Origin of the sequence: Pantoea sp. 18069 (genome assembly GCF_902706035.1) — a bacterium.
Classification (GTDB): Bacteria; Pseudomonadota; Gammaproteobacteria; order Burkholderiales; family Burkholderiaceae_C; genus Comamonas.
The window spans coordinates 39,683-65,340 of sequence record NZ_CACSJA010000004.1; the positions used below are offsets into that span (position 1 = coordinate 39,683).

Annotated in this window: 20 protein-coding genes; 12 read left to right on the forward strand and 8 right to left on the reverse strand. The window is 69.0% G+C overall.

The genetic code is table 11. The annotated features are described in order from the left end of the window. Positions 1-12: 12 nt before the first annotated feature. On the forward strand, positions 13-1,854 hold the full coding sequence (locus tag GVL12_RS05030; RefSeq protein ID WP_159911567.1) for a choice-of-anchor tandem repeat GloVer-containing protein: 1,842 nt from the start codon (positions 13-15) through the stop codon (positions 1,852-1,854). Then, positions 1,851-3,734 carry a choice-of-anchor tandem repeat GloVer-containing protein gene (locus tag GVL12_RS05035; RefSeq protein ID WP_159911568.1) on the forward strand — a complete coding sequence of 628 codons (1,884 nt, stop codon included), beginning with the start codon at positions 1,851-1,853 and terminating at the stop codon, positions 3,732-3,734. The genes GVL12_RS05030 and GVL12_RS05035 overlap by 4 nt, the downstream gene beginning before the upstream one ends. Before the next feature lie 54 nt (positions 3,735-3,788). On the opposite strand, the gene GVL12_RS05040 is transcribed toward GVL12_RS05035, so the two are convergent. Further along, positions 3,789-5,129 (reverse strand): glycosyl hydrolase family 79 C-terminal domain-containing protein, encoded by a 1,341-nt coding sequence (locus GVL12_RS05040; protein WP_159911569.1) that lies wholly within the window; start codon positions 5,127-5,129, stop codon positions 3,789-3,791. 304 nt (positions 5,130-5,433) lie between these two features. On the opposite strand from GVL12_RS05040, the gene GVL12_RS05045 reads away from it, so the two are divergent. Together GVL12_RS05045 and GVL12_RS05050 are read left to right on the forward strand one after the other, a co-directional pair. Then, positions 5,434-6,579 (forward strand): aminotransferase class V-fold PLP-dependent enzyme, encoded by a 1,146-nt coding sequence (locus GVL12_RS05045; protein WP_159911570.1) that lies wholly within the window; start codon positions 5,434-5,436, stop codon positions 6,577-6,579. A gap of 20 nt (positions 6,580-6,599) precedes the next feature. After that, a complete protein-coding gene (locus GVL12_RS05050) occupies positions 6,600-7,010 on the forward strand; it encodes an FKBP-type peptidyl-prolyl cis-trans isomerase (protein WP_159911571.1) in 411 nt (136 codons plus the stop codon). A gap of 4 nt (positions 7,011-7,014) precedes the next feature. Here the strand turns inward: GVL12_RS05050 and norR are convergent, their stop codons facing one another. After that, on the reverse strand, positions 7,015-8,604 hold the full coding sequence (norR, locus tag GVL12_RS05055; protein ID WP_159911572.1) for a nitric oxide reductase transcriptional regulator NorR: 1,590 nt from the start codon (positions 8,602-8,604) through the stop codon (positions 7,015-7,017). A 160-nt stretch (positions 8,605-8,764) separates the two neighbouring features. On the opposite strand from norR, the gene hmpA reads away from it, so the two are divergent. From hmpA to GVL12_RS05090, 7 genes are all read left to right on the forward strand, one after another. Beyond that, entirely contained in the window at positions 8,765-9,928 is a 1,164-nt protein-coding gene (gene hmpA, locus GVL12_RS05060) for an NO-inducible flavohemoprotein (RefSeq protein WP_159911573.1), read from the forward strand. 121 nt (positions 9,929-10,049) lie between these two features. After that, positions 10,050-10,925 (forward strand): hypothetical protein, encoded by an 876-nt coding sequence (locus tag GVL12_RS05065; RefSeq protein ID WP_159911574.1) that lies wholly within the window; start codon positions 10,050-10,052, stop codon positions 10,923-10,925. Beyond that, on the forward strand, positions 10,922-12,682 hold the full coding sequence (locus GVL12_RS05070; RefSeq protein ID WP_159911575.1) for a patatin-like phospholipase family protein: 1,761 nt from the start codon (positions 10,922-10,924) through the stop codon (positions 12,680-12,682). Before GVL12_RS05065 ends, GVL12_RS05070 begins: the two co-directional genes overlap by 4 nt. A gap of 149 nt (positions 12,683-12,831) precedes the next feature. Further along, positions 12,832-13,311 (forward strand): hypothetical protein, encoded by a 480-nt coding sequence (locus tag GVL12_RS05075; protein ID WP_159911576.1) that lies wholly within the window; start codon positions 12,832-12,834, stop codon positions 13,309-13,311. Continuing rightward, positions 13,308-13,763, forward strand: coding sequence for a hypothetical protein (locus tag GVL12_RS05080; protein WP_159911577.1), 456 nt, complete (start codon positions 13,308-13,310; stop codon positions 13,761-13,763). The genes GVL12_RS05075 and GVL12_RS05080 overlap by 4 nt, the downstream gene beginning before the upstream one ends. Continuing rightward, positions 13,760-15,508 carry a patatin-like phospholipase family protein gene (locus GVL12_RS05085; RefSeq protein WP_159911578.1) on the forward strand — a complete coding sequence of 583 codons (1,749 nt, stop codon included), beginning with the start codon at positions 13,760-13,762 and terminating at the stop codon, positions 15,506-15,508. Before GVL12_RS05080 ends, GVL12_RS05085 begins: the two co-directional genes overlap by 4 nt. A 69-nt stretch (positions 15,509-15,577) precedes the next feature. Continuing rightward, the gene (locus tag GVL12_RS05090; RefSeq protein WP_200843504.1) at positions 15,578-16,855 is read left to right on the forward strand and encodes a DUF445 domain-containing protein; all 1,278 of its coding nucleotides are present in this window, start codon (positions 15,578-15,580) and stop codon (positions 16,853-16,855) included. Between the two features lie 302 nt (positions 16,856-17,157). On the opposite strand, the gene GVL12_RS05095 is transcribed toward GVL12_RS05090, so the two are convergent. Continuing rightward, positions 17,158-17,589 (reverse strand): hypothetical protein, encoded by a 432-nt coding sequence (locus GVL12_RS05095; RefSeq protein WP_159911580.1) that lies wholly within the window; start codon positions 17,587-17,589, stop codon positions 17,158-17,160. Between the two features lie 212 nt (positions 17,590-17,801). Between GVL12_RS05095 and GVL12_RS05100 the strand changes: the two genes are divergently transcribed. After that, on the forward strand, positions 17,802-18,821 hold the full coding sequence (locus GVL12_RS05100; protein ID WP_159911581.1) for an Ldh family oxidoreductase: 1,020 nt from the start codon (positions 17,802-17,804) through the stop codon (positions 18,819-18,821). A 22-nt stretch (positions 18,822-18,843) separates the two neighbouring features. On the opposite strand, the gene GVL12_RS05105 is transcribed toward GVL12_RS05100, so the two are convergent. From GVL12_RS05105 to GVL12_RS05125, 5 genes are all read right to left on the reverse strand, one after another. After that, on the reverse strand, positions 18,844-20,142 hold the full coding sequence (locus GVL12_RS05105) for an NAD(P)/FAD-dependent oxidoreductase (RefSeq protein ID WP_159911582.1): 1,299 nt from the start codon (positions 20,140-20,142) through the stop codon (positions 18,844-18,846). A 206-nt stretch (positions 20,143-20,348) separates the two neighbouring features. Next, entirely contained in the window at positions 20,349-22,187 is a 1,839-nt protein-coding gene (locus GVL12_RS05110; protein ID WP_159911583.1) for a sensor histidine kinase, read from the reverse strand. 5 nt (positions 22,188-22,192) lie between these two features. Further along, the gene (locus GVL12_RS05115) at positions 22,193-22,903 is read right to left on the reverse strand and encodes a response regulator transcription factor (RefSeq protein ID WP_159911584.1); all 711 of its coding nucleotides are present in this window, start codon (positions 22,901-22,903) and stop codon (positions 22,193-22,195) included. Between the two features lie 141 nt (positions 22,904-23,044). Next, positions 23,045-24,544 (reverse strand): FAD-linked oxidase C-terminal domain-containing protein, encoded by a 1,500-nt coding sequence (locus tag GVL12_RS05120; protein ID WP_159911585.1) that lies wholly within the window; start codon positions 24,542-24,544, stop codon positions 23,045-23,047. Between the two features lie 65 nt (positions 24,545-24,609). Further along, positions 24,610-25,548, reverse strand: a complete 939-nt coding sequence (locus tag GVL12_RS05125; RefSeq protein WP_159911586.1) for a LysR family transcriptional regulator — start codon at positions 25,546-25,548, stop codon at positions 24,610-24,612. Positions 25,549-25,658 lie beyond the last annotated feature (110 nt).

Below are 25,658 nucleotides of genomic sequence, written 5' to 3' on the forward strand. Positions count from 1 at the left end.
CGGAAACCTCCCATGCGCAAGCTGCCCATCCGGGCCATGGCCCTGTCCGCCATGGCCTCACTGTCCGTATTCACCGCGCTGGGCTTTCTGCCCGCCGCCGCACAGACGGCGGTCGCCGACGTCCGTGTCAACCACATCACCTCGTTCCACACCTACGGCGCCGCGGCATTGCCACGCGTCTCCGACCCGACGCCGCCGCTGCATGCGGCCAACGGCCAGCTCTACGGGCTCACGTCCAGCCTGTGGGGGCGCGCGGACCCGAGCGTCTATCGCCTGCCGCCGACGCCGGCGCACTACCAGGTCGAATACCTCGACGCCACCCAGCGCAGCCAGATGCGCCAGTTCTCCGGCCGCCTGGTCCAGAACAGCCGGGGCGAGCTGTTCGGCCTGTCGTTGCCGTCGAACGACAGCCAGGGGCAGACTGCCGGCGGCGTGCTGCGCGCGGAATTCGACGGCACCCACCTGTCCATCCTCGACGCCACGCTGGGGCAGTTGAACAATCCGGTGGGCTCCCTCGTGGTCGATGCGCAGGACAACCTCTACGGCCTGGACGCGGGCCCGGCGGGCCACGGGCGGATCTTCCGGGTCGACGGCGACGGCCGCTTCAGCACCGTCCACAGCTTCGACGCGCCGCCGCTGGCCCAAGGCGACACCGGCAGCTCCCGCCAGCCGGTGTGGATCGCGCTGGGCAGCGACGGTGCGCTCTATGCCAGTCTGCTGTCGTGGTGGCAGTGGACCCAGCCCATCGCGGGCGGCACGCGCACCATGAGCCGCCGTGCCTCGTCCTTCTATCGCATCGACGCGCCCGCGGCGGGCGGGGCTGCGCAAGCGCTGATCGAGCTGCCCGAATCGCAGCTGCTGATCGAGGCGCCGCTGACCGGCACGGATATGCGCCCGGGCAGCGCCTTTGTCGAAGGCGCGGACGGCTACCTCTACGGCAGCGCGGAGCAGGCACTGTTCAGGATGCGGCGCGACGGCCAGGACCTGCGCGTGCTGCACCGCTTCGCTGCCAGCGAGAGCGACACGGCACGGCTGCCCGGGCAGGGCATGCGGCCGCTCGGTGATCTGGTGGTGGCTGCCGATGGCAATGTCTACGGTACGACCTATCTCGGCGGTGCCAGCAAGAGCCCCATCGACGCCGGCAGCGACGCGGCCGGCCACAGCGCCCCGACCTTCGACGGCACGCTGTTTCGCATCGTGACCGCGCGCATCGGTGACGCCGATGGCGGCTTCCAATACCTGCACTCGTTTCGCAAGAGCGTCGATGGAAAGATGCCGATCGGCCTGTCGAAAGGCCGCGACGGCAAGCTCTACGGCGCGAGCCAGTACGGCGGCCAGCCCTACATCGATTTTGTCGGGCGCGAGCAGGCGGACGACAACAAGGGCACGGTTTTCCAGGTCGACCTGCAGGGCAATGTCCCCTCGGCCAGCGTGACGCTGACGGTGGACCCGCCACTGCTCGCGCCCGGCGCCACCGCCACGCTGGCCTGGACCAGCAGCGGCGCCTCGGCCTGCGTGGCCAGCGGCGGCGTCGACGGCTGGGCGGGCAGCCGGCAGGCGCAGGGCAGCTTCCTGGTCACGCCGGCGAGCGGCCTCTATTACTTCACCCTGACCTGCCAGGACGACCTCAAGGGCGGGCAGGTCGTCACCGACCCCGTGGTGCTGCGCGTCAACGCGCAGGACACGGTGCAGGACAGCAATTCGACGAGCTACGGCAATGGCGGCGGCGCTGCACCGGCCCTGCTGCTGGTCGCGCTGTGCGGCCTGCTGATCGTGCGGCACCGGCTGCGCAGGCAGCCGGGGGCCATCCGTCCGGCTTCGACCCCTTCCCCTTCACACCCGAGGAAATCATGAACCCAGTCCTTTCGAAACGCCGCAGCTGGCGGCATCTCCTGAACTGCGCAGGCGCGAGCGCCGCACTGGCGTGCACCGTTGGCGCGTACGGGCAAGGCAGCGCGATCGGCAGCGAGGCCTGGAAGCCGACCGTGCTGGTCCGCTTCACCGGCATGTCGGGCGCGCAGCCCGGCGCCGCGCCTATCACGCCGCCCGTGGTCGGCATGCAGGGCGCGCTGTACGGCGTCACGCGCAGCGGCCAGGCCAACCTCGGTGCCTACAGCCAGTTGCTGCAGGGCGTGGCCTACCGCGTGGACCCTTCCAGCGCAGGCAGCTACGCCTTCGCGCCGCTGGGCGACATCGGCGCCAACATCGGCACCCTTGTGCGCAATGCGTCGGGCCTGGTGTATGGCGCATCGTCGACCTCCGCCATCGACCCGGCGCAGATCAGCGGCGTGGGCATGCTGTTCAGCCTGGATGCTTCCGGCGCCACGCTGGCGGCGCCGCAGCAGATCGCGTTTCCGGCGATAGGCGGCCCCGTGGCGCCGCAGCGCTTCAAGCCGCGTGGCCAGATGGCGATCGACGCCGTGGGCAGCGTGTACATGTCGGGCGGCGTGGGCACGAGCAGCTGCGCCAGCACGAACAACTATGGCAACACGTTGTGGCGCATGGATGCCGGCGGCAGCTACGCGCGGCTGGTCGACTTCTGCACCTTCAAGGCGGGCTCGGGCGCCACCGAAGTCCATCCCAAGGGCGGCGCGCCGGTCGCCCTGGTGTGGAGCGAGGCGCAGCAGGCGCTTTACGGCGTCTCGGCCATCACCGCCCCGGGCGAGCACCCCGGCATTCCGGGGGGCGACAGCGCCAGCGGCGTGCTGTTCCGGATCGCCAAGGCCGCGCTCGACGCAGGCCCCGTGGCGGACGACGTCGAGATCCTCCATGTGTTCGCCAGGAACCGCGACGGCCTGGTGCTGGGCGGCGAGAGCGCGCAGACCGCCTTGCTGGAAGACGGCGACTGGCTCTACGGCACCACGCAGACCGGCAGCGCGGCAGGCGGAGCGGTATGGCGCATCCGCAAGTCGGACGCGGACAGTTTCACGCTGATCCACCGCTTCCGCGCCGCCAGCGTGGCCGACGACGGCGCGCAGCCCTTCGGTCCGCTGGTACGCGCCGCGGACGGCAACATCTACGGCACCACGGCCCTCGATGCGAGCCTGATGTCAACGGCCGATGGGAGCGCCATCGGTGCCGGCAGCCTGTTTCGCGTGAAGACCGACAGTGCGGGCGACCGTGCGGCGGATGCGGTCGAGGTGCTGCATCGCTTCGACTTCGAGACCGAGGGCGGACGGCTGGTCGGGCTCAGCGCAGGGGCCGTCGCCAACGGCGTGCAAAAGCTCTACGGCGCGAGCAACGCGGGCGGCCAGCCCGGCAACGACCGCCTGGCGGTGGGCGATGCCCTTGGCTACGGCACCGTGTTCTCCATCGACGTTGCGCTGCCCACGGTGGGCTTCACCACGGCGCTGGCGGCGTCCGCCAGCACGGCCCGCGTCGGCGACACGCTGAGCCTGACCTGGGCCACGCAGAACGCAGCGAGCTGCACCGCCGGTGGCGACAACGGCGGCACCTGGAGCGGTGCGCAGCAGACCACCGGCAGCCAGGTGCCGCTGTCCGCCGTGCTGGGCCAGTTGGGCGTCAACACCTTCACGCTGCGCTGCGAAAGCGTCAACGGCGGGCCGGCCGCGACCGGGACGGTGTCCGTCACCGTCGAGGCGGCGACCCCGGTCACGCCCACGGCGCCCGAGACCGGCAATGGTGGTGGTGGTGGCGGCGGCCCGCTGAGCCTCTGGCTGCTGGCTGCGCTGGCCGCCATCGGCCTCGCACGCCGTGTCGCACGGCGCGGTTGATTCTCCAGCCGCCAGGCGCTGCCGGAAAACGGCCTGCGGGCCTGGGCGGCCTGGTTACGGCGCTGACGGCGTGAGCGTCAGCAGCGCTGCGCTGTTGGCGCCCATGGCCAGCAGCAGCTGGCCGTTGCTGTCGGCCTCGAGGATTTCGCCGTAGGCCGTGCCCAGGGGCCGGCCGTCGCGGCTGCCGTCGAAGGTCTGGCCCGCAAGGCGCAGCGGGTCGGACGTGGTGAGCCGTGTGACCACGGCCTGGCGCAGGCCCGCAGGCAGCTGCACGGCGACCGTGCCCTGGGTGCTCGGCTCCTGGTTGATCACCGCGACCCGCACCGTCTGGTTGCGCGCGTCGCGCACGGCCCAGGCCTTGATCCGCGCGCCGCTCTCGAGCTGCGTCTGCAGCCACTGGCCTTGCGCACCCGCGAACTGCGCAAAGAACAGCATGCCGTAATACTGCGGCTCGACGGCCTGCAGCGTGCCTTCGGTATTCCACAGGTCGCTGCGCAGGTTCACGCCGGCCACGCCCCATTGGGCGTAGTCCATCAGCATATGGGCGGTGCCGAGCGCGCTCTCGAAGCCCAGGCCCGCACCGGGGCCGGCCGTGCAGCGCCGGCTGCCCTGGGGGGGCGCGGCGTGCGCCAGCTGCTCGACGGCTGGGCAGTCGTTCGCGCCGCGCGCGGTCTCCAGCGTGAACGTGCCCGCAGGCAGGTCGGCGTAGAGCCGGCGTGCCGGCGCGTCCGGGCTCACGCCAAGAATGAAGCGCGTGGGCAGATCGCGCGCCAGCTGCACCAGCGGGCGCAGCATGGCCGGTGTGGCCGGGCCACCGCCACTGCTGCTGTCCATGCGGATAGACAGCGGCCCGCTCCCGTAGTTCTGCAGTTTGCGCAGCAGCTTGCGGTAGCTGGCATTGACCGGGCCCGTGGCCGGATCACCCATCAGTTGCTGCGCCTGGCCTGCGTCGTGCGCCAGCCCGAGAAAGTCCGCAGCAATGCTGGCGCCCGTGGCTGGCTCGGCTATGCGCAGCCTGGCCAGCGGTTCGTCGTCCGGCAGCACTTCGACGGTCACACTGGCGGTGATCGGCGCGCCGCTGGGCGCGGGGCCGCTGAGCGTGTAGGTGGTGGTCTGGGCCGGGCGCACGAGCACGGCGCCGGGCGGCGTGGCCGTGAGGCCGCTCATGCGCAAGCTGGTGCCCAGCGGCGCGTCCCACGACAGGCGCACGCTCTGGCCGGCCTCTATGCGTGGCGGCTGGGCCGTGAGCGCGGGCGTGGTGTAGGTCGGCGGCTGCGGGATCTGCTGGCAGCCGGTCAGCAGCGCCGCGGCGGCGAACGTCCAGCCCAGGCCGTGGCGTGTAGCGGAGGGAAGCGACGCGCGGGCCGTGGTCTGCAGGGGGAGGGTGTTCGACATGGTCTATCCGTTGGTCCGGTCGCCGTGGGCAGCGGGGCCGGACGATGATCACAAAGCGCGCAAAAAAGCCGCAGGCGGGTTTTGCGCAGGGCTGCCTGGCATTGTGGGCCGGGTCTGTGACAGAGGCTGTACGACAGTGCCGCATCCGCAGGCTTGCCGGCCGGCGCCACGCCCGTGGCCGGGGCTGGCGAGCGCAAAGGCCCATGCTAAGCTGTGATTTCACTTTTTGTCGCTTTGCGCCTGCATGGCCGGCCCGCCAGCAGGGAGACGCGCGGCACCGACCGAACTACTCCAGGAAACTTTCATGCCAGGACTTTTGCCAGAGATCGATCCCGACGGACTGCTCGAGTTCTCGGTGGTCTATACCGACCGCGCGCTCAACCATATGTCCCAGCGTTTCGTCGGCGTGATGCAGGACATTCTCGGCACGCTCAAGCAAGTCTATGCGGCCGAAACCGCGGTGCTGGTGCCGGGCAGCGGCACCTTCGGCATGGAGGCCGTGGCGCGCCAGTTCGCCAATGGCGAGAAAGTGCTGATCGTGCGCAATGGCTGGTTCAGCTACCGCTGGACGCAGATCTTCGAGGCCGGCGGCTTTGGCCTGGGTGGCGGCGCCGTGGTCTGCAAGGCGCGCAAGCAGGGCGAAGGCGCGCAGGACCCTTGGGCGCCGTGCGCGGCCGAGGTGGTGGCCGAGGCCATACTGCACGAAAGACCCAAGGTGGTGTTTGCCCCGCATGTCGAGACGGCGAGCGGCATCCTGCTGCCCGACGACTACCTGCGCACCATCGCCGATGCCGCGCATGCGGTCGGCGCGCTGTTCGTGCTCGACTGCGTGGCGTCGGGCGCGATGTGGGTAGACATGCGCAAGACCGGCGTGGATGTGCTGATTTCCGCGCCGCAAAAAGGCTGGAGCAGCTCGCCTTGCTGCGCCATGGTGATGCTCAGCGCACGCGCGTGTGAAGCCATAGAGCAGACGCAGAGTTCGAGCTTTGCCTGCGACCTGAAGAAGTGGATGCAGATCGCCGAAGGCTACGAAAAAGGCCAGCATGCCTACCACGCAACGCTGCCCACCGACGCGCTGCTGCGCCTGCGCGATGTGATGCTCGAGACCCGGGCCTATGGCTTCGAGGCCGTCAGGCAGGAACAGATCGCACTGGGAGCCAAAGTGCGCGCGCTGCTGGCGGCGCGCGGTTTCCCCAGTGTCGCGGCCCCGGGTTTCGAGGCGCCGGGCGTGGTGGTCAGCTACACCACCGACCCGGGCATACAGAGCGGCAGGAAGTTTCTCGAGGTCGGCCTGCAGACCGCGTCGGGCGTGCCGCTGATGTGCGATGAAGGGCCGGACTTCAAGACCTTTCGCATCGGTCTTTTCGGCCTGGAAAAGTGGCACCATGTGGACCGCACCGTGGGCCACCTGGGCACCGCGCTCGACAAGCTGGGCATCCCTGCCGTCTGATACGTCTCCAAGGAATTTTGATGAACCGACTGATTCCCGCCGCGCTGATCGCGGCTGCATTTTTCGCCGCAGCCGCCCAGGCCGCCGAGCCCGTCACCACGGCCAGCGGCCTGGTCTATCAAAGCCTGACCGAAGGCACGGGCGCGAGCCCACAGGCGCGTGACACGGTGCGCGTGCACTACCGCGGCTACTTTCCCGATACGGGCAAGGAGTTCGACAGCTCGATTGCGCGCGGCCAGCCCATAGACTTTCCGCTCAATGGCGTGATCCCCTGCTGGACCGAAGCGCTGCAGAAGATGAAAGTCGGCGGCAAGGCCAAGCTGACCTGCCCGGCGTCGATTGCCTACGGCAGCCGCGGCGCGGGCGGCGTGATTCCGCCAAATGCGACCTTGAACTTCGACGTCGAGCTGCTCGCGGTCAAGGGCAAGTAAACCGTCAGGGCTGCATGCAGCCCAGGCGTTTTGCGAGGCGTTGCAGGTTGGCGCGGTCCATGTGCAGCGCGCGCGCGGCCGCGGCCCAGTTGCCCTGGTGCTGCGCCAGGCTTTGCTCGATGCTGCGGCGCTCGAAGGCTTGGACGGCGGCGCGCAGCCCGGTGTCTTCGGGTGCGATGGCCGGCAGTTGCGCGGGCGCAGGCGCGGCCGGCAAGGCGTCGCCCGCTCCGGGCCAGAGGTCCTGCAGGGTCACCGTGAGCACGCGCGGGCGCCTGCCCTGGCGGCTCAGCGCCTTGAGCACGCCGCGGCTGATCAGGTGCTCGAGTTCGCGCACATTGCCGGGCCAGGAATAAGACAGCAGCGCCGCTTGCGCGCCGGCGTCTAGCCGTACCGTGCCCAGCTCCGCGCCCGACGCGACCGCGCCCAGCCGTGAACGGTTTTCCTCGAGAAAATAGCCGCACAGCAGCAGAATGTCGCTGCCGCGCTCGCGCAGCGGCGGCACCTGCAGCGGGTAGACGCTGAGCCGGTGGAAGAAGTCGGCGCGCATGCGGCCCGAGCGCACGGCTTCTTCCAGCGGGCGGTTGGTCGCGGCGATCACGCGCACGTCGACGCGGTGTTCGCGGTCCGAGCCCAGGCGCTGCAGCTGTCCGCTTTGCAGCACGCGCAGCAGCTTGGCCTGCACGGCCAGCGACAGCTCGCCGACCTCATCGAGAAACAGCGTGCCGCCATCGGCGCGCTCGAACTGGCCCTGGCGCTCGCCCACGGCGCCCGTGAACGCACCGCGCACATGGCCGAACAGCTCGCTTTCGACCAGCGCGTCGGGCAGGGCCGCGCAATTGACGCTGACCAGCGGCCGGCCCGCGCGCTGCGACTGGGCGTGCACCGCCTGGGCGACGAGTTCCTTGCCGACGCCGGTCTCGCCCGTGATCAGCACGTTGAGCTCGCTGGGCGCGACCAGCGCGATGTCCTTTTGCAGCTGCCGCAAGGCCGGGCTCTGGCCCAGCAGCGGGCGGCGCGCATGGTCGGGCAGCGCGGCCTGGCGGTAGCTTTCGGCGCGCGAGCGTTCGTCCTGCACGCTTTGCGCGAGCTGGCGCAGGCGCTGCGCGGCCGCGACCGTCGCCGCCGCGAGGTTGCTGAACGCCTGCAGGGCTTCGAGATGGGCAGGGTCGGCAAACCGGCCGGGAGCCAGCGCGTCCAGCGTCAGCAGGCCCCAGGTGCTGCCGCCGACCACGAGCGCGCAGCCCATGCAGTCGTGCACTTCGAGCGGCCCCGCGTGCTCGACCAGGCCGTCGTACGGGTCGGGCAGCGGGCTGTCGGGCGCGAAGCGCAGCGCCTGGCCATGGGCCAGCAACTGCGCCAGCCGCGGGTGCTCGGCGACGCGAAAGCGCCGGCCCAGCGTGTCGCTGCTCAAGCCGTCGATGGCCACGGGCGCGAGCACTTCGCCCTGCAGGCGCAGCAACGCCACCGCATCGCAGGGCAGCAGCGTGCGCAGCGCTTCGAGCAGACGGCGGTAGCGTTCGCGCTCGGGCAGGTCCTCGGCGAGGTCGGCGACCAGAGGGACGAGGCTGCGCAACAGGCTGTGGGTGTTTGTCATTTTGACTCTTTTATGTGTCGAATTGACCTGTTTTTCTTGATGTCAAATTGACGCATGAAGCGCCAAGTCATTGATTCTAAGGGGGGAGGTGCCTGGCATGCAGATTGCAAACCCATGGGCATCCGGGGCAGCGCCTGCCCCTGCATTCCCAGGAGTTTCCATGCTGACTGCCGAGCAACGTGCCATTGTCCAATCCACCGTCCCCCTGCTGGAAAGCGGCGGCGAAGCGCTGATCACCCATTTCTACCAGCGCCTGCTGGGCGAGCATCCCGAAGTGCGCGCGCTGTTCAACAGCACCCACCAGCAAAGCGGTGCCCAGCCGCGCGCGCTGGCGTTCAGCGTGCTGATGTATGCCAAGCACATCGACCGGCTCGAGAACCTGGGCAACCTGCCCGCGCAGATCATCAACAAGCATGTGGCGCTGCAGGTGCAGCCCGAGCATTACCCCATCGTCGGGCAATGCCTGCTGGCGTCGATACGCGAAGTGCTGGGCGCCGAGATCGCCACCGATGCGGTGATCGATGCCTGGGCCGCGGCCTACCAGCAGCTCGCCGACATCCTGATCGGCGCCGAAACCCAGGCCTATGACCGCAACGCCAGCGCTGTGGGCGGCTGGCGCGGTGCACGCGCGTTCCGCGTCGCGCGCAAGCAGGTCGAAAGCACGGAAATCACCTCGTTCTATCTCGTGCCCGTCGATGGCGGCGCGGTGATGGCGCATCTGCCGGGCCAGTTCATCGGCCTGCGCATCGTCGTCGATGGCCAGGAGCAGCGCCGCAACTATTCGCTGTCGGCGCTGGCCAATGGCCGCGAACTGCGCATCAGCGTCAAGCGCGAAGCCGCCGGCGTGGTCTCGCGCCATCTGCACGATGCGGTGCGCGAAGGCGATGTGCTCGACATTTTCCCGCCGGCCGGCCATTTCACGCTGGCCGAAAGCGACAAGCCGCTGGTGCTGATCAGCGGCGGCGTGGGCATCACCCCGACGCTGCCCATGCTCGCCGCGGCGCTGGGCAGCCAGCGCCCCGTGGTGTTCATCCACTGCGCGCGCACGCCCGAAGTGCAGGGCTTTCGCGCGCGCATCGATGCGCTCGCGCTCAAGCACCCGCAGCTGCAATGCCATTACTGCTATGACGAGGCGGATGCTGCGCCCGCCCGCATGGACGCCGAGCAACTGGGCCGCTGGTTGCCTGCATCGCGCGATGTCGAGGCCTATTTCTGCGGGCCCCAGCCGTTCATGTCGGCGGTGCTGCAAGGCCTGCGCGCGCTGGGCGTGCCGCCGGCGCAGACGCATTACGAGTTCTTCGGTCCGACCCAGGCACTGGCGTAGGCGCCGCGCGGGCAAGAAATTGCCGGCGCGCCCATGGTCCTGACGGCATCTCGCCCGGCTTGAAAAAGCGGGGTCGGCGCCGGGCGCGCGCGGGCGCGCAACGCGAGCATTCAGGGTAGGTATGAATGATATTGCCGACCTTGCTCCCTCACTTTGCAGCCTGCTCCAGCGCCAGGGCGGCGACGCCGCATCTGGCGCTGCCGACCGCGGGGCACTGCGCTGCGCGCTCGATGGCGGGCGCTGGATAGGGCTGCACCTTCAGGCCGAGCAGCAGCGCTGGCTGGTAGGCGTGGGCTGCGCGACGGACAGGCTCGAAGAAGGCGTTCGGGCCCGGTTCGAAGAAGCGCTGCTGCGCGTGGGCCATGAAAGCCGCTGGGGGCTGCAGCAGACCGGCCTGGGCGATGGCCAGGACGTCGAACTCGTGGATTGCGACTTTCCTGCTGCGCCCGCGCAACTGACGGCCGCCGCCGTCGAAGACCAGCTGCAGATGCTGCTGGCCGGGCTGGACGCGCTGGCCACAGGCCGGCCCGCGCTGCCTGGCGCGCCGCAGCCGCGCAGCGGCACCATGGCCTGCGGCTGCGCCCAGGCGTTCAACGCGCGCATGCAGGCCCTGGACGCGTCGCGCCCGCCGGGCAGCACTGCGGCGCAGGACCTGCTGCTCGAGGAGCAGTTGCCGGTGCGGATTTCGCTGCACCCGCGCAGCCACCATTGGGTGCTCGAAGCGTTTGTCGGCAATGCGGGCGCGCTGGCCGGGCCGCTGCGTCGCAGCCTGGTCTCGGCGCTGCTGCTGATCAACGGCGCGGTGCTGGGCGGGCGGGCCCTGGTCTGCAGCCTGGACGGCAGTGATCGCGTGGTGGTGATCAGCCGCTGGCACCCGGACTGGGCCGTGCGCACGCCCTTGCTGGCCTGGCTGGACTACAGCACGCGCCAGGCGCGCCGCATCCGCGCGGCGGCCGCGGCCATCGCCATGCAGGACGAGGCCGGGAGTCGATCGTGAATGCGCTGGCGCGCGCAAGTGCCTTGCCCGCGCCTGGGGGGCCGTTGCCGGCGCGCGGCGTTGTGGCGGGCGCATGGCGCGGCCTGCGCTCGCTGTTCGCGCCATCGCCCGCGCCGCGCGTGCTGACCACGGCGCAGCTCATCAACCAGCAGGAGGCGCTGCAGGCGTCGCTGGTGGCGGCGATGAACGAGGCCGGCGAGCAGGTCGCGCCGCAGTGGCGCCAGGCGTTCGCGGCGCGCGCCGCGGCCATGGTGAGCGACGTCGTGGCCGACAGCATGTACCCGGTGCACAGCGCAATGATCCGCAGCCGCGCGCATACCGTGGACTGGGCGCTTTTCCAGGCCGCAGCGCAGCGGGCCGGACAATGGGTGCAGCGGCACCGGAAGGTGGCGCTTTCCATGCAGCCGATGTGGGACCCCGCACCCCATCTGCAGAGGCTGGCGTCGGGCCGTATCCTGGTGCTGCGCGCGGCGCCGGCGATCGAGAGCCTGGTGCTGGCCGGCGGCGGCGTGCGCGGCGTGGCGAATGCACCGGCGCTGCGCGCGCTCGACAACCTGGGCCTGCTGCCTGCGTTGAAGCAGGTGGTCGGCAGCTCGGCGGGGGCGATGACGGCGGTCCTGCTCGCAGCGGGTGTTTCGCCCAAGGAATTCCAGCAGCTGTTGAACGGCACGGACGTCATCTCGCTGCTGACCACGCCCGCGGACTTTGCGCGCAACTACCCAGGCGTGCGCTTCGCAAGCCTGGGCTTCGATGCGGGTGCGGTGGTGCAGACGCTGGACCGGATGGTGGCGCTATCGGCTGCGCGCTACCTCGATGGCCATTGGGCGCAGATCACGCGCCAGCCGCAGTGGGCGCGCTTCACCGCCGCGCAGCAGCAGCGCCTGGACCTGCTGCGCCGCCCGGACTTCAGCGCGCCGCGCACCGGCCTGATGCTGACTTTCGGCGATCTGCAACTGCTGCACCAGCTTGATCCGGCACGCTTCAAGGCGCTGGTGGTGACCGGCTGGAACCAGTCCGACAAACGCCTGGCCTACTTCTGCGAACAGACCCGTCCCGACATGCCGCTGGCGCTGGCAGGGCGCATTTCCATGGGCATTCCCGGCCTGTTCGCGGACGTGAAGATCGCGCAGCAGGGACAGGTGAAGCGCTGGTCCGACGGCGGCGTCGGCAGCAACCTGCCCTCGGAGGTGGTTTTCCGCGGGCTCGGCGGCCAGGCGCTGCAGGAGGCGCATGCCAGAACGCTGGTGATGGCCTTCGTCGACGAAGGCCGGACCCACGCCGCGATGCATGGTCCACCGGGCCCGTACCTGCCGGCGGTGAACCCGGTCGTGACCTTGCTGTCCGGCAATCCACAGTTCCCGCAGGCCGTGCACGCGGACCAGCGCAAGCTGCATGCGGCCGGGCTGCACGTGATGCCGGTCGCCCATGGCGATCTGGGGGTCGCCTCTTTCCTGGCGGGGGCCGACCGGGTGGCGCGCGCCAAGACCGAGGCACTGGACCAGGCGCTGGTGTTCATCGCGCAGAACCGGCACAACTTTCGCCATGACCTTGTGGACGACGTACAGGCCGCGGCACAGCTGCTTTCGCCGGCCGAGCAGGATGCGTTCCTGGCCCGGCCGCAGGGCAGCGTGACGCTGCTCGACACCGACCTGCGCGCCGCCATCCTGGCGCAGCGCACGGCGCCGGGCGCCGACGCGGCGCAGCGGGCAGCGGCGCTGGACTGGGCGCGCAGGGATGCGATGCGTGCAGCGACCTGACATGCGCGCGCGCCGCCCCGTTCGCCACGGCGTCCAGGGCCTGGGTGGAACTCTGGCATGCATTGCGTTACGTACCAGGGACTCAGGGCAGGAACGTTGGCGCTTTCGCGCAGCGAGACGGCCAGGGGCCAACGCATTGCAAGGCGCGCATGAACGATCTGGGTCATATTTCAACGCAGCTGTGGGAGCTTTTCCGTTGCGGCACCGTGCCTGACGAGCTGATCGCAGGGGGCACACTGCGCTGCGCGCTGGACGACAGGCGCTGCATACAGCTGCGTTTTCAGTCCCGGCAGCAGCGCTGGCTGCTGGGCGTCGACCAGATGATAGACACGCTAGGCGAGGACAGCCAGGCCCGGTGCCAGGAAGCGCTGCTGCGCGTGGCACACGCCAGCCGCTGGACGGCGCAGCAGGTCGGCGCGCTCGACGCTGAAGGCGGCATCAGCCTCGTGGACTGCGATTTTCCCGGGACGCCGCAGCAGGCTGCAGCGCTCGCGGACGCCACGCTGATAGAAGGCCGTCTCGCGGCCCTGCTGCACCGGCTGGAAACGCTCACGGCACGCGAGACGCCCGCGTCCAGCGCCGCGCCAGCGTCTTCGGCCATCGATGACAACTCCTGGCGCAAAGCATGACCGATCACTCCACCGCCATGAGGTCGGCGTTCAGCGCGCAGATGCAGGCGCTCGACTCCCAGCGCGCGCCCGGCAGCGAGCAGCCGCTGGAACTGCTGCTCGATGACGGCTTGCCGCTGCGCGTGACGCTGCATCCCGACAACCGGCATTGGCTGATCGAGGCCTATGCCTACGATGCGGTCGCCATCCATGGGCCACTGCGCCGCAGCCTGGTCAGCACGCTGCTGCAGATCAATGGTGTGGCGCTCGACGGCCAGCAGATCCTCTGCACGCTGGATACCAGCGATCTGGTGGTGGTGATGACGCGCTGGCGGGGCGACGGGGAGGGCGCTGGGTGCGATTTCCTTTCCTGGCTCGAATACACCGCGGCCCAGGCGCGCCGCATCCGCGAAGCCGTGCGTGCCATTGCCATGCATGGTGAAGAACTCGACTGGCAGATGGTGGCCCCATGAGTATCGGACCCATGCCCGTGGGCGCTGCTGGCGGTGGCCCACCCAAGTTGCCGATGCCCCCGTTGACGCCGGCGCGGGTCACGTTCATACAGGCTGTCTTCAACGCATTGAAGGCCTTGTTCGTGGCCAGACCGGGAGCGCTGCCGCTGACGCCGCAGGCCATCTACGCGCGCATGCAGATCCTGCGGGCCGAGCTTCTGACGGCGATGGACAATTCCTGCGCGGCGATGCCGGCGCAAAGCCGCCAGGCGTTCGCGTCGCGTGCCACCGCCATGGTCAACGATGTGCTGGTCAACTGCATGACATCCGTGCTCGACGAGCTCGCCCACAGATCCGGGGGGGATGTGAAGGAAGCGACGTTCCGCAAGGCCGCAGCCAACGCGCGGCTTTTCGTGCACCGGCACCTGCAGGTCGCGCAGGGCATGGAGCGGCAAAGGCTGCACACGCCCGAGGTCCGCTCGGTCTGGGTGGAAAACCCGGGCGGGCCCTATCTGCCCAAGGTCCAGCGCATCGTCGTGGTTCGCGCGGCGCCGCCTATCGAGAATCTGGTGCTGCGCGGCGGCGGCGCAAAAGGCATTGGCAATCCGCCCGCGTTGCGGGCGCTGGAGAATCTGGGCAAGCTGTCGGAGCTGAAAAGAGTGGTGGGCACTTCGGCGGGGGCATTGACGGCGGTGTGCCTGGCTTGCGGCATGTCGGCGGCGGCGTTCCAGCGGCTGTCCAACGACACCAGCATGCTGTCTTTGCTGTCTTCGCCCGGCAACTTCCAGCAGCGCTACCCGCAGGTGCAACTGGGGTGGATAGGCTTTGGCGCGGGCCAGGCGCTCGAGACGCTGGACCGGGCTTCGGCCGGCTCGGTCACGGGCTACCTCAGGGGGCACTGGGAAGAGGTGGTGGCTACGCCGCAATGGAGCAGCCTGAGCGCGGCGGACCAGGCACGCCTGGCCAGCCTGCGTGACCAGGACTTCGAGCAGTCCCCGCGCACGGGGCAGATGATCACTTTCCATGACCTGCATCTGATGCACCAGCTGGCGCCGGCCCGGTTCAAGGAGCTGGTGCTGACCGGCTACAACACGGACCGCAAGGAAACCACCTATTTCTCCGCCGCCAGCCACCCCGCCATGCCGGTGGCGCTGGCCGGGCGCATTTCCATGGGCATTCCGATTTTCTTCAAGCCGGTGAGGATGGAAGTGGACGGTGAGATGCAGTCGTTTGTCGATGGCGGCGTGGGCACCAATATGCCTTCGGAAGCCATTCTGGAGGGGCTGCACGGCAAGCAATTGGAGGAGGTGATGTCCAGGACCTTGCTCATGACCTACGACGAGCAAGGGGAGGCCTATTCCATCATGCATGGCAGCCCGGCCGAGCGCAAGATAGCGTCGGGCGGGCTGCCAAGCTACTTTACCAACGAACGCCTGGATGCCGAAAAAATCCACTTCTCCGGCGTCAATGTGCTGCCGGTGTTCCATGGAAAGCTCGGTACGTTCTCGTTTGCCGCCTCCAGGAGCAGCGTGGAGCAGGCGCAGACCCAGTCCATGCTCCAGACGCTGGAATACATAGACACCACGATGGCCCAGACACGCCATGATCTGGTGACGGACGTGGCCGCGGCCGCGCGCCTGCTGTCGGCCGACGAACGCAACGCCTTCCTGCAGGAGCATGGCGACAATGACGATCCGCTGCACGCCGCGCTGTGCAGAGAGATCCGTGCGCAGTCGCTGCCGCCTGCTGCTGCTGCTGCGTCCTAGCCGGGCTGCGTGCGCACGATCGCTGGCGCGTGGTAGGGTTGCATGCCATCCTTACGGGAGCCGCCGAGCATGCAAGAGCAGACCCTGGCATTGAAACGGGCGAAACGGCAGGCGCTGGGCCTGCTGATCGCGGTCGCGCTGGTGTTTGCCGTCACAAGCTTTCTGACGCCCAGCCTCTGGGTGCGCTGTGTGCAGGCCGTGGCCGAAGCGGCGATGGTCGGGGCCCTGGCCGACTGGTTTGCGGTGACGGCGCTGTTCCGGCGCATTCCCCTGCCCTGGGTGGGCCGGCACACGGCCATCATTCCGCGCAACAAGGACCGTATTGGCGACAACCTCGCGCACTTCGTGCGCGACCGTTTTCTCGACCCGGCGTCGCTGCTGGCGCTGATCCGCAAGCACGATCCCGCGCAGTGGCTGGCCGGCTGGCTCACGGCGCCGGCGCACAGCGTGCTGCTGGGGCGGCAGGTCGCACGGCTGGCGCTGGCGGCGCTCGAACTCGTGCAGGACCGGCAGGTGCAGCGATTTCTCACGCAGTCGCTGCGCGCCGTGCTGTCGCAGGTCGACCTGTCGCGCGCCGCGGCCTCGCTGCTGACGGCGCTGACCCAGGGCGGGCGCCACCAGGCGCTGCTCGACGACGTGCTGGCGCGCATCGCCGCCGTTTTGCAGACCGCGAACACGCGCGAATTCATCGCCGCGAGCATCATCGAGTGGCTCAAGCGCGAGCACCCGCTCAAGGAGAAGATGCTGCCCAGCGACTGGCTAGGCGACAAGGGCGCGGAGCTGATCGCGCAGGCGCTCGAAAGCCTGTTCGACGACATCGCCCACAACCCCGCGCACCGCGTGCGCGAAGCGCTCGACGCGGCCGTGGCGCGGCTCATCGGGCGTCTTCAGACCGACCCGGACTTCGCCGCCCAGGCCGAGCAGTTGCGCCACTACCTGCTGCACGACGAAAAGCTCGCGGGCTACCTGCAGGCGCTGTGGACGCAGCTGCGCCAGCGCCTGCAGGCCGACCTCGCCGACGAGCACTCGCACATCGCGCGCAAGGCCGCGGCCATGGGCCGCTGGCTCGGGCAGTCGCTGGCCGCCGACCCGGCGCTGCGCGCGTCCATGAACGCGCGTCTCGAGCGCTGGGCCGTGACGCTCGCGCCCGATGTCGCGCAGTTCCTGGCCGAGCACATCAGCGACACCGTCAAGCGCTGGGATGCCGGGGAGCTGTCGCACCTGGTCGAGCTGCACATCGGCAAGGACCTGCAGTTCATCCGCATCAACGGCACGCTGGTGGGCGGCGCCATCGGCCTGCTGCTGTTCGTGCTGGCCCAGCTGCCGCAGTGGTGGAGTGCGCTCTGAACGGTGGCATGCAGGAGCGCAGTGCCAACAGGACTGCGCACGACGGCTGCGCTGATCGTGCTCGCTGTTCACGCAGCAAAGCAAATTCGATGGCGCATGGATGGCCATTAAGGGTTGACGACAACCATGGAGCCTCTCGAGAAGCAGCTTTTTTGTCAAATACATCAAGGACGTGGAAGGCTGCCCATTCGAGAGAACAGCGGCGATGGATGGTCTGCTCTCAAAAGACCGACCCTTCGACAAACCAGCAACGCCTGATGCACCACAGGGCGCCGCATGACCAATGTGCAGGAGGCCTGCTTCTAGCCTCGTGCATCCCCCTGCGGCACATCCGCATCGCGCTGCTGCAGATGCTTTGCAATTTGTGCCCAGGCCTGGGCGGCTTCATCGTTTTGCGCCCAGGCATGGCAGCTGGCCGCCATCATGGCCGTGGGCGCATGGTCGGGTGCGAGATCGAAGGCGCGCTCGCACTGGGCCGCGGCATTGGTCCACATCACGGCCGCGTGGGCCGAGCCTTGCTTTTGCAGCGCATGGGCTTCGGCCATCCAGGCCTGGCCCAGGCGCAGCGCGGCCGCGTGCTGGTCGGGGTCGGCCTGGTGGGCTTTGGCAAAGAAGGCGCCGGCCTGTTGCCACAGCGCACGCGCCTGCGCGAAGTCCTGGGTGGCCAGGGCCTGGGCCTGGGCGACCAGGTCGTTGCCGGATTGGAGAAGGTGGGCGTAGTCAGCAGCAGTCATGGCGGGCAGAAGATCGGCGAAACGGAAATGCCGCCGATTGTCCGCCAAAGCGGCCGGGCCGAGCGCAGCTGGGGTTTCGCGCGCCGCGGGCCTGGCGCGGCATTGCCTAGGGGGCCGCAGCGGGGCGCAAAATGCCGTTCAAGAGCGGCTCCACCGCACGGGCGCATCCGCGGCCCACGCGCTCTCCCATCCATGCAGAGGACCATTGCCCCATGCCCCACGATCTTTACTTCCCACAAGACCATTTGCTGGCGCTGGCCCAAGCTGCGGGCACGCAGCTGGGCCTGAGCCCGGCGCATGCCCAGGCCATTGCCCAGGTGGTGGTCGCGGGTCAGCGTGACGAATGCCATTCGCACGGGCTTTACCGCCTGCTCACCGTGGCCCAGACGATACGCGCCGGCAAGGTGCGCTGCGATGCCGTGCCGGTGATGACGCAGCGGGGGCGGTCCATCATCCGCGTGGATGCACAGTTCGGCTTCTCGCCGCTGGCTTTTGAAACCGGCCTGCCGGCGCTGGTCGCGGCAGCCAGGGAAAACGGCCTGGCCGCGCTGGCCATCAACCACTGCGTGCACTTCACGGCCTTGTGGCCTGAAATCGAGGCGCTTACCGCCCATGGGCTCGCGGCCCTGGCCTTGACGCCCTCGCACGCGTGGGTGGCGCCGGCCGGGGGCAAGCAGCCGGTGTTTGGCACCAACCCCATTGCCTTCGGCTGGCCGCGCCCCGGCCCCTACCCCTACGTGTTCGACTTCGCGACCAGCGCCATCGCGCGTGGTGATCTGGAGCTGCACCGGCGGGCCGGCACGCAGTTGCCGGCGGGCTGCGGCGTGGATGCCCAGGGCGCGCCTTCGCGCGATCCGCTGGAGATCATGCAGGGCGCCATGCTCACCTTTGGCGGGCACAAGGGGTCGGCGCTGGCGACCATGGTGGAGCTGATGGCCGGTGCCTTGATCGGCGACTGGAACAGCCAGCAATCCCTGGCGCATGACGCGGGCGCGGGCGCCGCCCCGGCCCATGGCGAATTGATCCTGGCCTTCGATCCCGTGGCCTTTGGCAACCGTCCCTTGCCCGAGTTGCAGCAGATGGCCGAAAGCCTGTTTTCCTCGATAGAGGTGCAGGGCGCGCGGCTGCCGTCGCAACGCCGGTTTGCGGCGCGCGAACGCAGCGCGCAGGCAGGGATTGCGGTATCCGCCGGGCTCTATGCGGAGATCCAGGCGTTGCGGTCTTCGCCCTGATCCCCGGACACCGTGCGCGGGTTCAGTGCAGCTTGAGCCGTGGCTCGGTCCTGCGGCCGATGCGGTCGCTGAGCATCAGCAAGGCGGTGCGGAACACGCCGCACAGCGCGACCTGGTGCATGCGGTACAGCGAGATGTAGAACATGCGCGCGAGCCAGCCTTCGACCTTGACCGTGCCCATCAGGTTGCCCATCAGATTGCCCACGGCCGAGAAGTGCGACAGCGATACCAGCGAGCCGTAGTCGCGGTAGCGGTAGTGGGGCAGGGGCTCGCCGCGCAGGCGCCTGGGCAGCGACTGCGCGAGCAGCGAGGCCTGCTGGTGCGCGGCCTGGGCGCGCGGCGGCACGTTCTTGCCGCTGCCGTCGTCCATGGGGCAGGCCGCGCAGTCGCCGAGCACGAAGATGTCGTCGTCCAGCGTGGTCTGCAGCGTGGTGCGCACGACCAGCTGGTTGATGCGGTTGCTTTCCAGCCCGTCGAGGCTCTGCAGGAAGTCCGGGGCCTTGATGCCCGCGGCCCAGACCTTGATGCTGGCCGGAATCACGCGCCCGTCGGCGGTTTCTAGCTGGTCGGCGGTGACGCGGCTCACGGCGGCTTCGGTGATGACCTGCACGCCGAGCTTTTCCAGCGTCTGGTGGGCATCGCGGCCTATGCGCTCGGGCAGCGCGGGCAGCACGCGCTTGCCCGCGTCGAGCACGGTGATGTGCAGGTTCCCGGGCGCGATATTGCCCAGGCCGTAGTCGGCGAGCTGCTGGGCGGCATTGCGCAATTCGGCCGCGAGTTCGACCCCCGTGGCGCCCGCGCCGACGATGGCGATGCGCAGCTGGGCCTGCTTGTCGTCGCCCGCATGGGCCGCGAGGTACTTGCCCAGCAGCAGGCGGTGAAAGCGCTCGGCCTGCTCGGGCGCGTCCAGGAAGATGCAGTGCTCGGCCGCGCCGGGCGTGCTGAAGTCATTGGTCACGCTGCCTATGGCCATGACCAGCGTGTCATAGGCCAGCTTGCGTGCCGGTGCGGCCTGGCTGCCATCGTCGTGCAGCAGCGGCGCGAGCTCTATGGTCTTGCTCTTGCGATCGAGGCCGCACATCCGGCCCATCTGGAACTGGAAGTGCTTCCACTTGGCCTGGGCGATGTAGTTGAACTCGTTGTCCGACAGGCTCAGCGAACCCGCGGCGACTTCGTGCAGCAGCGGCTTCCACATGTGGCTCAGGTGGCTGTCGACGAGAATGATCTCGGCCTGGCGGCTTTTGCCCAGGCGCTGCCCCAGCCGGGTCGCCAGCTCCAGTCCGCCGGCGCCGCCGCCGACGATCACGATGCGATGGGTCATGGATGATTTCCTTGGTTGCCGCCCGCGTCCGGCGGGCCGGCACAGGCTCGGGCGCTGGCCCTGGGCCGGGTCTCGAGCGGATTCCTGCGCGGCGCGGGGCTTGCCCGCGTGCAGCCCCAGAAGATAAGCCCAGATGGCTTGTGCCCCGATGTTTGCCGCCATTGCCCCGGAAGGGTGTAAGGGAAAACCCTGTGTTTCCGTGCGCCTCAATCCAGTGTGATTTCCACCATGGTCTCGCCCGCGCCGCTGTGGATGCGCAAGGCCGCGCCTATGGTGCGCGCGCGCTCCTGCAGCGACAGCAGGCCATTGCGCACCGGCCGGCCGGTGTCGAAGCCCTGGCCGTTGTCGACGATGCGGATCACCACGCCCGCGGCGCGGGCCTTGGCCTCGATGCGCAACCGGCTGGCCCGCGCATGCTGCAGCACGTTCGACAGCGACTCGAACACCATGTACTGCAGATGCCGCATGCCGGCCGCGTCCAGGCGCTCGACGGGCGCGAGCCAGTCGACATCCCACAGCAGCTCGATATCGGCCGCGGACAGCTTGGGCTCCAGCCGGTAGCGCAGATTGGCCAAAAGGCCCGTCACATCGCCCGCGGGCAGGTGCATGGCGTCTATCGACAGCTTGATCTGGTCCAGCGAGTCACGCAGCGTCAGCAGCACGTCGTCGTGGCTGGCCTTGCCCGACTCGAGCTGGCGTATGGCCGCGCTGATATGCGCACCCACGCCGTCGTGCAGGTCGCGCAGGATGCGCGTGCGCTCGGTGACGCGCTCCTGCTCGCGCGCCAGCAGTTCCACCTGCGCATAGCTCGCCTGCAGCGCACGCTCCTTGGCCGCGACCTGCGCCGCCATGGTCGACAGCAGGTGGCGCACCTGCGCGGCGACTTCGCGAAAGCGCCGCAGCACGATGTAGATCAGCAGCAGGCCGAACAGCAGCGAGGAATAGCGCATCAGGGAGTTGCCGCCCAGCGCCATCTGCAGCCGGAACACCGCCCAGTCGCGCACGCCCACGCAGACGTTGAGGATCAGCGCCGCGGCGATCAGGCGATGCACCAGGGAGCCGCCGCGCACCGCGGCCCAGGTGTACTCGGCGACGAAGGCCAGCGCGACGATGCCCAGGCAGGCATACCAGCCGGTCAGCAGCCACAGATGGCCCCATTGCGCGCCCACGGCGCAGCCTATGCCCAGCACCAGCAGGACGCCCAGGGTCTTCTGGAGGGCGGCCAGGGAGAAGCGCCCGCGCCAGTCCACGGCCAGCGCGCTGAACATCAGCATGGCCGCGATCCAGACGCCGATGGCTTCGGTGAACAGGATGTCCCACCAGAAGCGGGGCAACGGCGACTGGGCGAACAGCACGTTGCCCACGCGCAGGCTCCACATGTATTCGGCGATGGCCGCGAACAGATACAGCGGCTCTCTTTGCCGGCCCGCGGGCAGCGACGGGTTTACCTGGGTCCACCACAGCGCCAGCGCCACGGTGCCGACCAGCAGGCCCATGATGACGGCGAACTGCGTGCCCGTGACGCGCTGCAGGTATTCCTGTTCGTACAGCGGCATGATCTCGGCGCGCGTGCCGACCCACGGGCTGGCCAGGCCCGCGCGCCGCGCGCGGTCGGCGCGTATCCGCACCTCGAGCCGGTTGTCGTGGCCGAGCACGCCGGCCGGAATCGTCATCAGCCGCGGCACCATGGCGTAGTCGTTGCCGTCGAAGCGGTCTAGCCGCCCGCGCCTGTCGAGCAGGTTGCCGTTGAGCCGCACTTCATAGGCATTGCCCAGGCGCATGAAATATACGAGTACCGGTTCGGTCGGCACTTCGGCCAGCTGCAGCGCGATCTCGAACACCGCCTGTCCCTGCCGGCCCTTGTGCCAGCGGTCCCAGACATAGGGCAGGGTGGCGTCGAACGACTGCTCGGCGCCATCGATCACGACGCTTGCCCGCGCCTGCGTCAGCAACTGCGGCTCGGCGCGCGCGCCGGCCGCCAGGCCCAGCCACAGCAGCCAGCCGAATGCGCAGCCGGTGAGCGCCCTAAGCAGGCCAGCGCTCACCATCTTCAGCCCAGCGGCTGCGGGCCATAGCTGGGCAGCAGGCCGAGCTTGGCGGCCTCGAACACCGCCTCGTTCTTGGAGTGCACGGCGAGCTTGCCGTAAAGGCTCTTGATGTGCGAGCGCACGGTGTGCACGCTCACGTTCTGCAGCCGCGCGGTCTCGGCATAGGAGAAGCCGCGCGCGATCAGCTCGAGCACCTGCTGCTCCTTGGCCGACAGCGGCGCCGAGCCGGCTGCCGCGGCACCGGACGCCGCGGGTGTGGACGGCACCGGCAGCGCGCGCGTGGCGTGCAGGCTCAGGTACTTGGAGAGCACGCGCCGGGCGATCATCGGCGAGATCGGCGACGCGCCGAGCTTCATCTGCACCACCGCGTCGGCAACGTTCTCGGGCGTCGAGTCCTTGTGGATATAGCCGAGCGCGCCGGCCTCTATGCTGGCCAGCACGTTGTCCTCGTCGCCGAACATGGAGATCACCAGCGGCTCGCATTCCGGATGCGCTTGCCGAGCGAAGCGTATCACTTCGAGGCCGCTGCCATCGGGCAGGCCCAGGTCGATGAGCAGCACATCGACCGCATTGCCGGGCGTGGCGAGCCAGGCACGCGCTTCGGCCACGCTGCCCAGGCTGGCCGCGAGCGCGAGCTGTGCGCAATGGGACACGCTGGCCGCGAAGAACTCGCGGGTCTGCACGTCATCTTCGACAATCAACACACGCCACATCGCGCACTCCTTGCACCGCAACCCGCTTGAACATGTAACCTCGGCGCAGCATAAACGCAGCCTGTGCAAACCGCCAGCCGTCCGGCGGGCGGGCGCGGCAAAGCGGGTTTTTTTCCCATATTCATGGGGCCCGCAGGGCGCTCAGAATCTGGGCAGATCCGGGTGGCTGATCTGCCCGCCGCGCACCAGCATCTTGCCGTATTCGGCGCAGCGGTTGAGCGTGGGAATCACCTTGCCCGGGTTGAGCAGGCCCAGCGGGTCGAACGCGGCCTTGAGCGCGAACATCTGCGCGTTTTCCTCGGCGCTGAACTGGGTGCACATGGAGTTGAGCTTTTCCACGCCCACGCCGTGCTCGCCCGTCACCGTGCCGCCCATCGCGACGCTGGTCTCGAGGATGTCGGCGCCGAACAATTCGCAGCGGTGCAGCTGGTCGGCATCGTTGGCATCGAACAGGATCAGCGGGTGCAGGTTGCCGTCGCCCGCGTGAAAGACGTTGGCGCAGCGCAGCTGGTATTTCTGCTCCATCGCCTGGATGGCCAGCAGGATGTCGGCCAGGCGCTTGCGCGGAATGGTCGAGTCCATGCACATGTAGTCGGGGCTGATGCGCCCGCTCGCGGGAAACGCGTTCTTGCGCCCGCTCCAAAAGCGCAGGCGCTCGGCCTCGTTCTCGCTCACGGTGATGGCCGTCGCGCCCGCGTCGCGCAGCACGGCGCTCATGCGCTCGATTTCCTCGGCCACCTCTTCGGGCGTGCCGTCGGACTCGCACAGCAAAATGGCTTCGGCCGTGAGGTCGTAGCCGGCCTGGACGAAGTCCTCCACGGCCGCGGTCATGGGCTTGTCCATCATCTCGAGCCCGGCCGGAATGATGCCCGCGGCGATCACCGCCGCCACCGCGGCGCCGGCCTTGCGCACGTCGTCGAAGCTGGCCATGATGCAGCGCGCGAGCTGGGGCTTGGGGATCAGCCGCACCGTGACTTCGGTGACCACGGCCAGCATGCCTTCGCTGCCTATCACCGCGGCCAGCAGGTCGTAGCCCGGCGTGTCCAGCGCCTGGCTGCCGAAAGTGACGGGCTCGCCGGCCATGGTGAAGCCCTTGACTTCGAGCACGTTGTGCACCGTCAGCCCGTACTTGAGGCAATGCACGCCGCCCGAGTTCTCGGCGACGTTGCCGCCTATGGTGCAGGCGATCTGGCTTGAAGGATCGGGCGCGTAGTACAGGCCGTAAGGCGCTGCGGCCTCGCTGATCGCGAGGTTGCGCACGCCGCACTGCACGACCGCCGTGCGGCTGTAGGCATCGACCTGGAGAATGCGGTTGAACTTGGCCAGCGACAGCACCACGCCCAGTGCATGGGGCATGGCGCCGCCCGACAGCCCCGTGCCCGCGCCGCGCGCGACCACAGGCACTTCCAAGGCATGGCAGGCCTGCAGCACCGCCTGGACTTGGGGCTCGGTTTCGGGCAGGCAGACCACGAGCGGGCGCTGGCGGTAGGCCGTGAGGCCGTCGCACTCGTAGGGCGTGGTGTCTTCGCTGTGCCACAGCAGCGCGTGGGCTGGCACATGCGCGCCCAGCGCCTGGACTATCTGGGCCTGGCGGCGCGCGCGCTCGGAGGGCGTGGCGGTGGCAATGCGGTCGGTGTTCATGGCTTCAGACTGTAGGCCAAGGCGTGGCGCAGTGGCGTGAGTTTTCTTGCAGGCCGGCATGAAAATTACCGCGGTCGCGTGGCGGCCGTTTCTCTCAGGCTGTCCATCAGCAGCTCGCTGGCCGGTGTTTTTGCCCGCCCGCGCAGCGTGATGATGCCCACATGCGGCAGCTCTATGGGCACCTTGAGCTTGAGGATGCGCACCAGCCCTTGCTGCGCGAAGTGCTCGGCGACGCTGCGCGCCAGAAAGCCTATCGCGGGCCGCTGGTGCATGCCCGACAGCGTGGCCAGGAACGACGAGGTCTCGATGATGTCCGCGGGCGGCTCAAGGAAATGCTTGTGGAACATCTGCGCCAGCTTGGAGCGCGACGAGGCCCAGGGTGGGGGCACGACCCAGGGCAGTTCGGCGAGCATGGCCCAGCTGGGCTTGGCCGCGCCGGCCAAGGGGTGGCCGGGGCTGACCACGATGCACATGGGCTCGGCGTAGAGCGACTCGGTCTCGAGATCGGGCGAGGCATAGCCGGGCTCGAGCCGCCCGACGATCAGGTCGAGCTCGCCCACGCGCAGCCGCGGCAGCAGCCGCGTCAGATCGCCTTCCTCGACCATCACCGTTGTGCGCCGCGAGCGCTGCTTGACGCGCAGGATGGCCGGCATCAGCAGGCTGGGCAGCGCGACCACCATCGCGCCCACGCTGGTGCGGCCCACGCCGCCGCTGTCGGCGGCGCTGATCTCGTCACGCGTGCGCTGGTAGTCGGCCAGCACCGAGCGCGCGAAGCGCACCACCGTGACGCCGTGGGCCGTGGGCTCGGTGCCGCGCGTGGAGCGCGAGAACAGCTGCAGCTCGAACATCTTCTCGATTTCCACGAGCATCTTGGAGACGGCAGGCTGGGTGATCGACAGGAATTCCGAGGCTCGCCCGAGATGGCGGAACTCGTCGAGCGCGACCAGCAATTGCAGATGGCGCAGCTTGAGGTTGGAACGAAGAACGCGATCGATCTGGCTCATGGGGCAGGGGCAGCGCTTCTTTCTTCATAACTTATTCATTATGAAGACAGTCCGCTATTTCATTGGAAAGCAATCATTATCTTCAGAATAATCGGCGTGGCTGACCCTAT

Bases quoted from the DNA above. Each gene is read 5' to 3' on its own strand.
- GVL12_RS05030 (WP_159911567.1), top strand. From the start codon at position 13: ATGCGCAAGCTGCCCATCCGGGCCATGGCCCTGTCCGCCATGGCCTCA.
- GVL12_RS05035 (WP_159911568.1), top strand. From the start codon at position 1,851: ATGAACCCAGTCCTTTCGAAACGCCGCAGCTGGCGGCATCTCCTGAAC.
- GVL12_RS05040 (WP_159911569.1), bottom strand. From the start codon at position 5,129: ATGTCGAACACCCTCCCCCTGCAGACCACGGCCCGCGCGTCGCTTCCC.
- GVL12_RS05045 (WP_159911570.1), top strand. From the start codon at position 5,434: ATGCCAGGACTTTTGCCAGAGATCGATCCCGACGGACTGCTCGAGTTC.
- GVL12_RS05050 (WP_159911571.1), top strand. From the start codon at position 6,600: ATGAACCGACTGATTCCCGCCGCGCTGATCGCGGCTGCATTTTTCGCC.
- norR (WP_159911572.1), bottom strand. From the start codon at position 8,604: ATGACAAACACCCACAGCCTGTTGCGCAGCCTCGTCCCTCTGGTCGCC.
- hmpA (WP_159911573.1), top strand. From the start codon at position 8,765: ATGCTGACTGCCGAGCAACGTGCCATTGTCCAATCCACCGTCCCCCTG.
- GVL12_RS05065 (WP_159911574.1), top strand. From the start codon at position 10,050: ATGAATGATATTGCCGACCTTGCTCCCTCACTTTGCAGCCTGCTCCAG.
- GVL12_RS05075 (WP_159911576.1), top strand. From the start codon at position 12,832: ATGAACGATCTGGGTCATATTTCAACGCAGCTGTGGGAGCTTTTCCGT.
- GVL12_RS05080 (WP_159911577.1), top strand. From the start codon at position 13,308: ATGACCGATCACTCCACCGCCATGAGGTCGGCGTTCAGCGCGCAGATG.
- GVL12_RS05085 (WP_159911578.1), top strand. From the start codon at position 13,760: ATGAGTATCGGACCCATGCCCGTGGGCGCTGCTGGCGGTGGCCCACCC.
- GVL12_RS05090 (WP_200843504.1), top strand. From the start codon at position 15,578: ATGCAAGAGCAGACCCTGGCATTGAAACGGGCGAAACGGCAGGCGCTG.
- GVL12_RS05095 (WP_159911580.1), bottom strand. From the start codon at position 17,589: ATGACTGCTGCTGACTACGCCCACCTTCTCCAATCCGGCAACGACCTG.
- GVL12_RS05100 (WP_159911581.1), top strand. From the start codon at position 17,802: ATGCCCCACGATCTTTACTTCCCACAAGACCATTTGCTGGCGCTGGCC.
- GVL12_RS05105 (WP_159911582.1), bottom strand. From the start codon at position 20,142: ATGACCCATCGCATCGTGATCGTCGGCGGCGGCGCCGGCGGACTGGAG.
- GVL12_RS05115 (WP_159911584.1), bottom strand. From the start codon at position 22,903: ATGTGGCGTGTGTTGATTGTCGAAGATGACGTGCAGACCCGCGAGTTC.
- GVL12_RS05120 (WP_159911585.1), bottom strand. From the start codon at position 24,544: ATGAACACCGACCGCATTGCCACCGCCACGCCCTCCGAGCGCGCGCGC.
- GVL12_RS05125 (WP_159911586.1), bottom strand. From the start codon at position 25,548: ATGAGCCAGATCGATCGCGTTCTTCGTTCCAACCTCAAGCTGCGCCAT.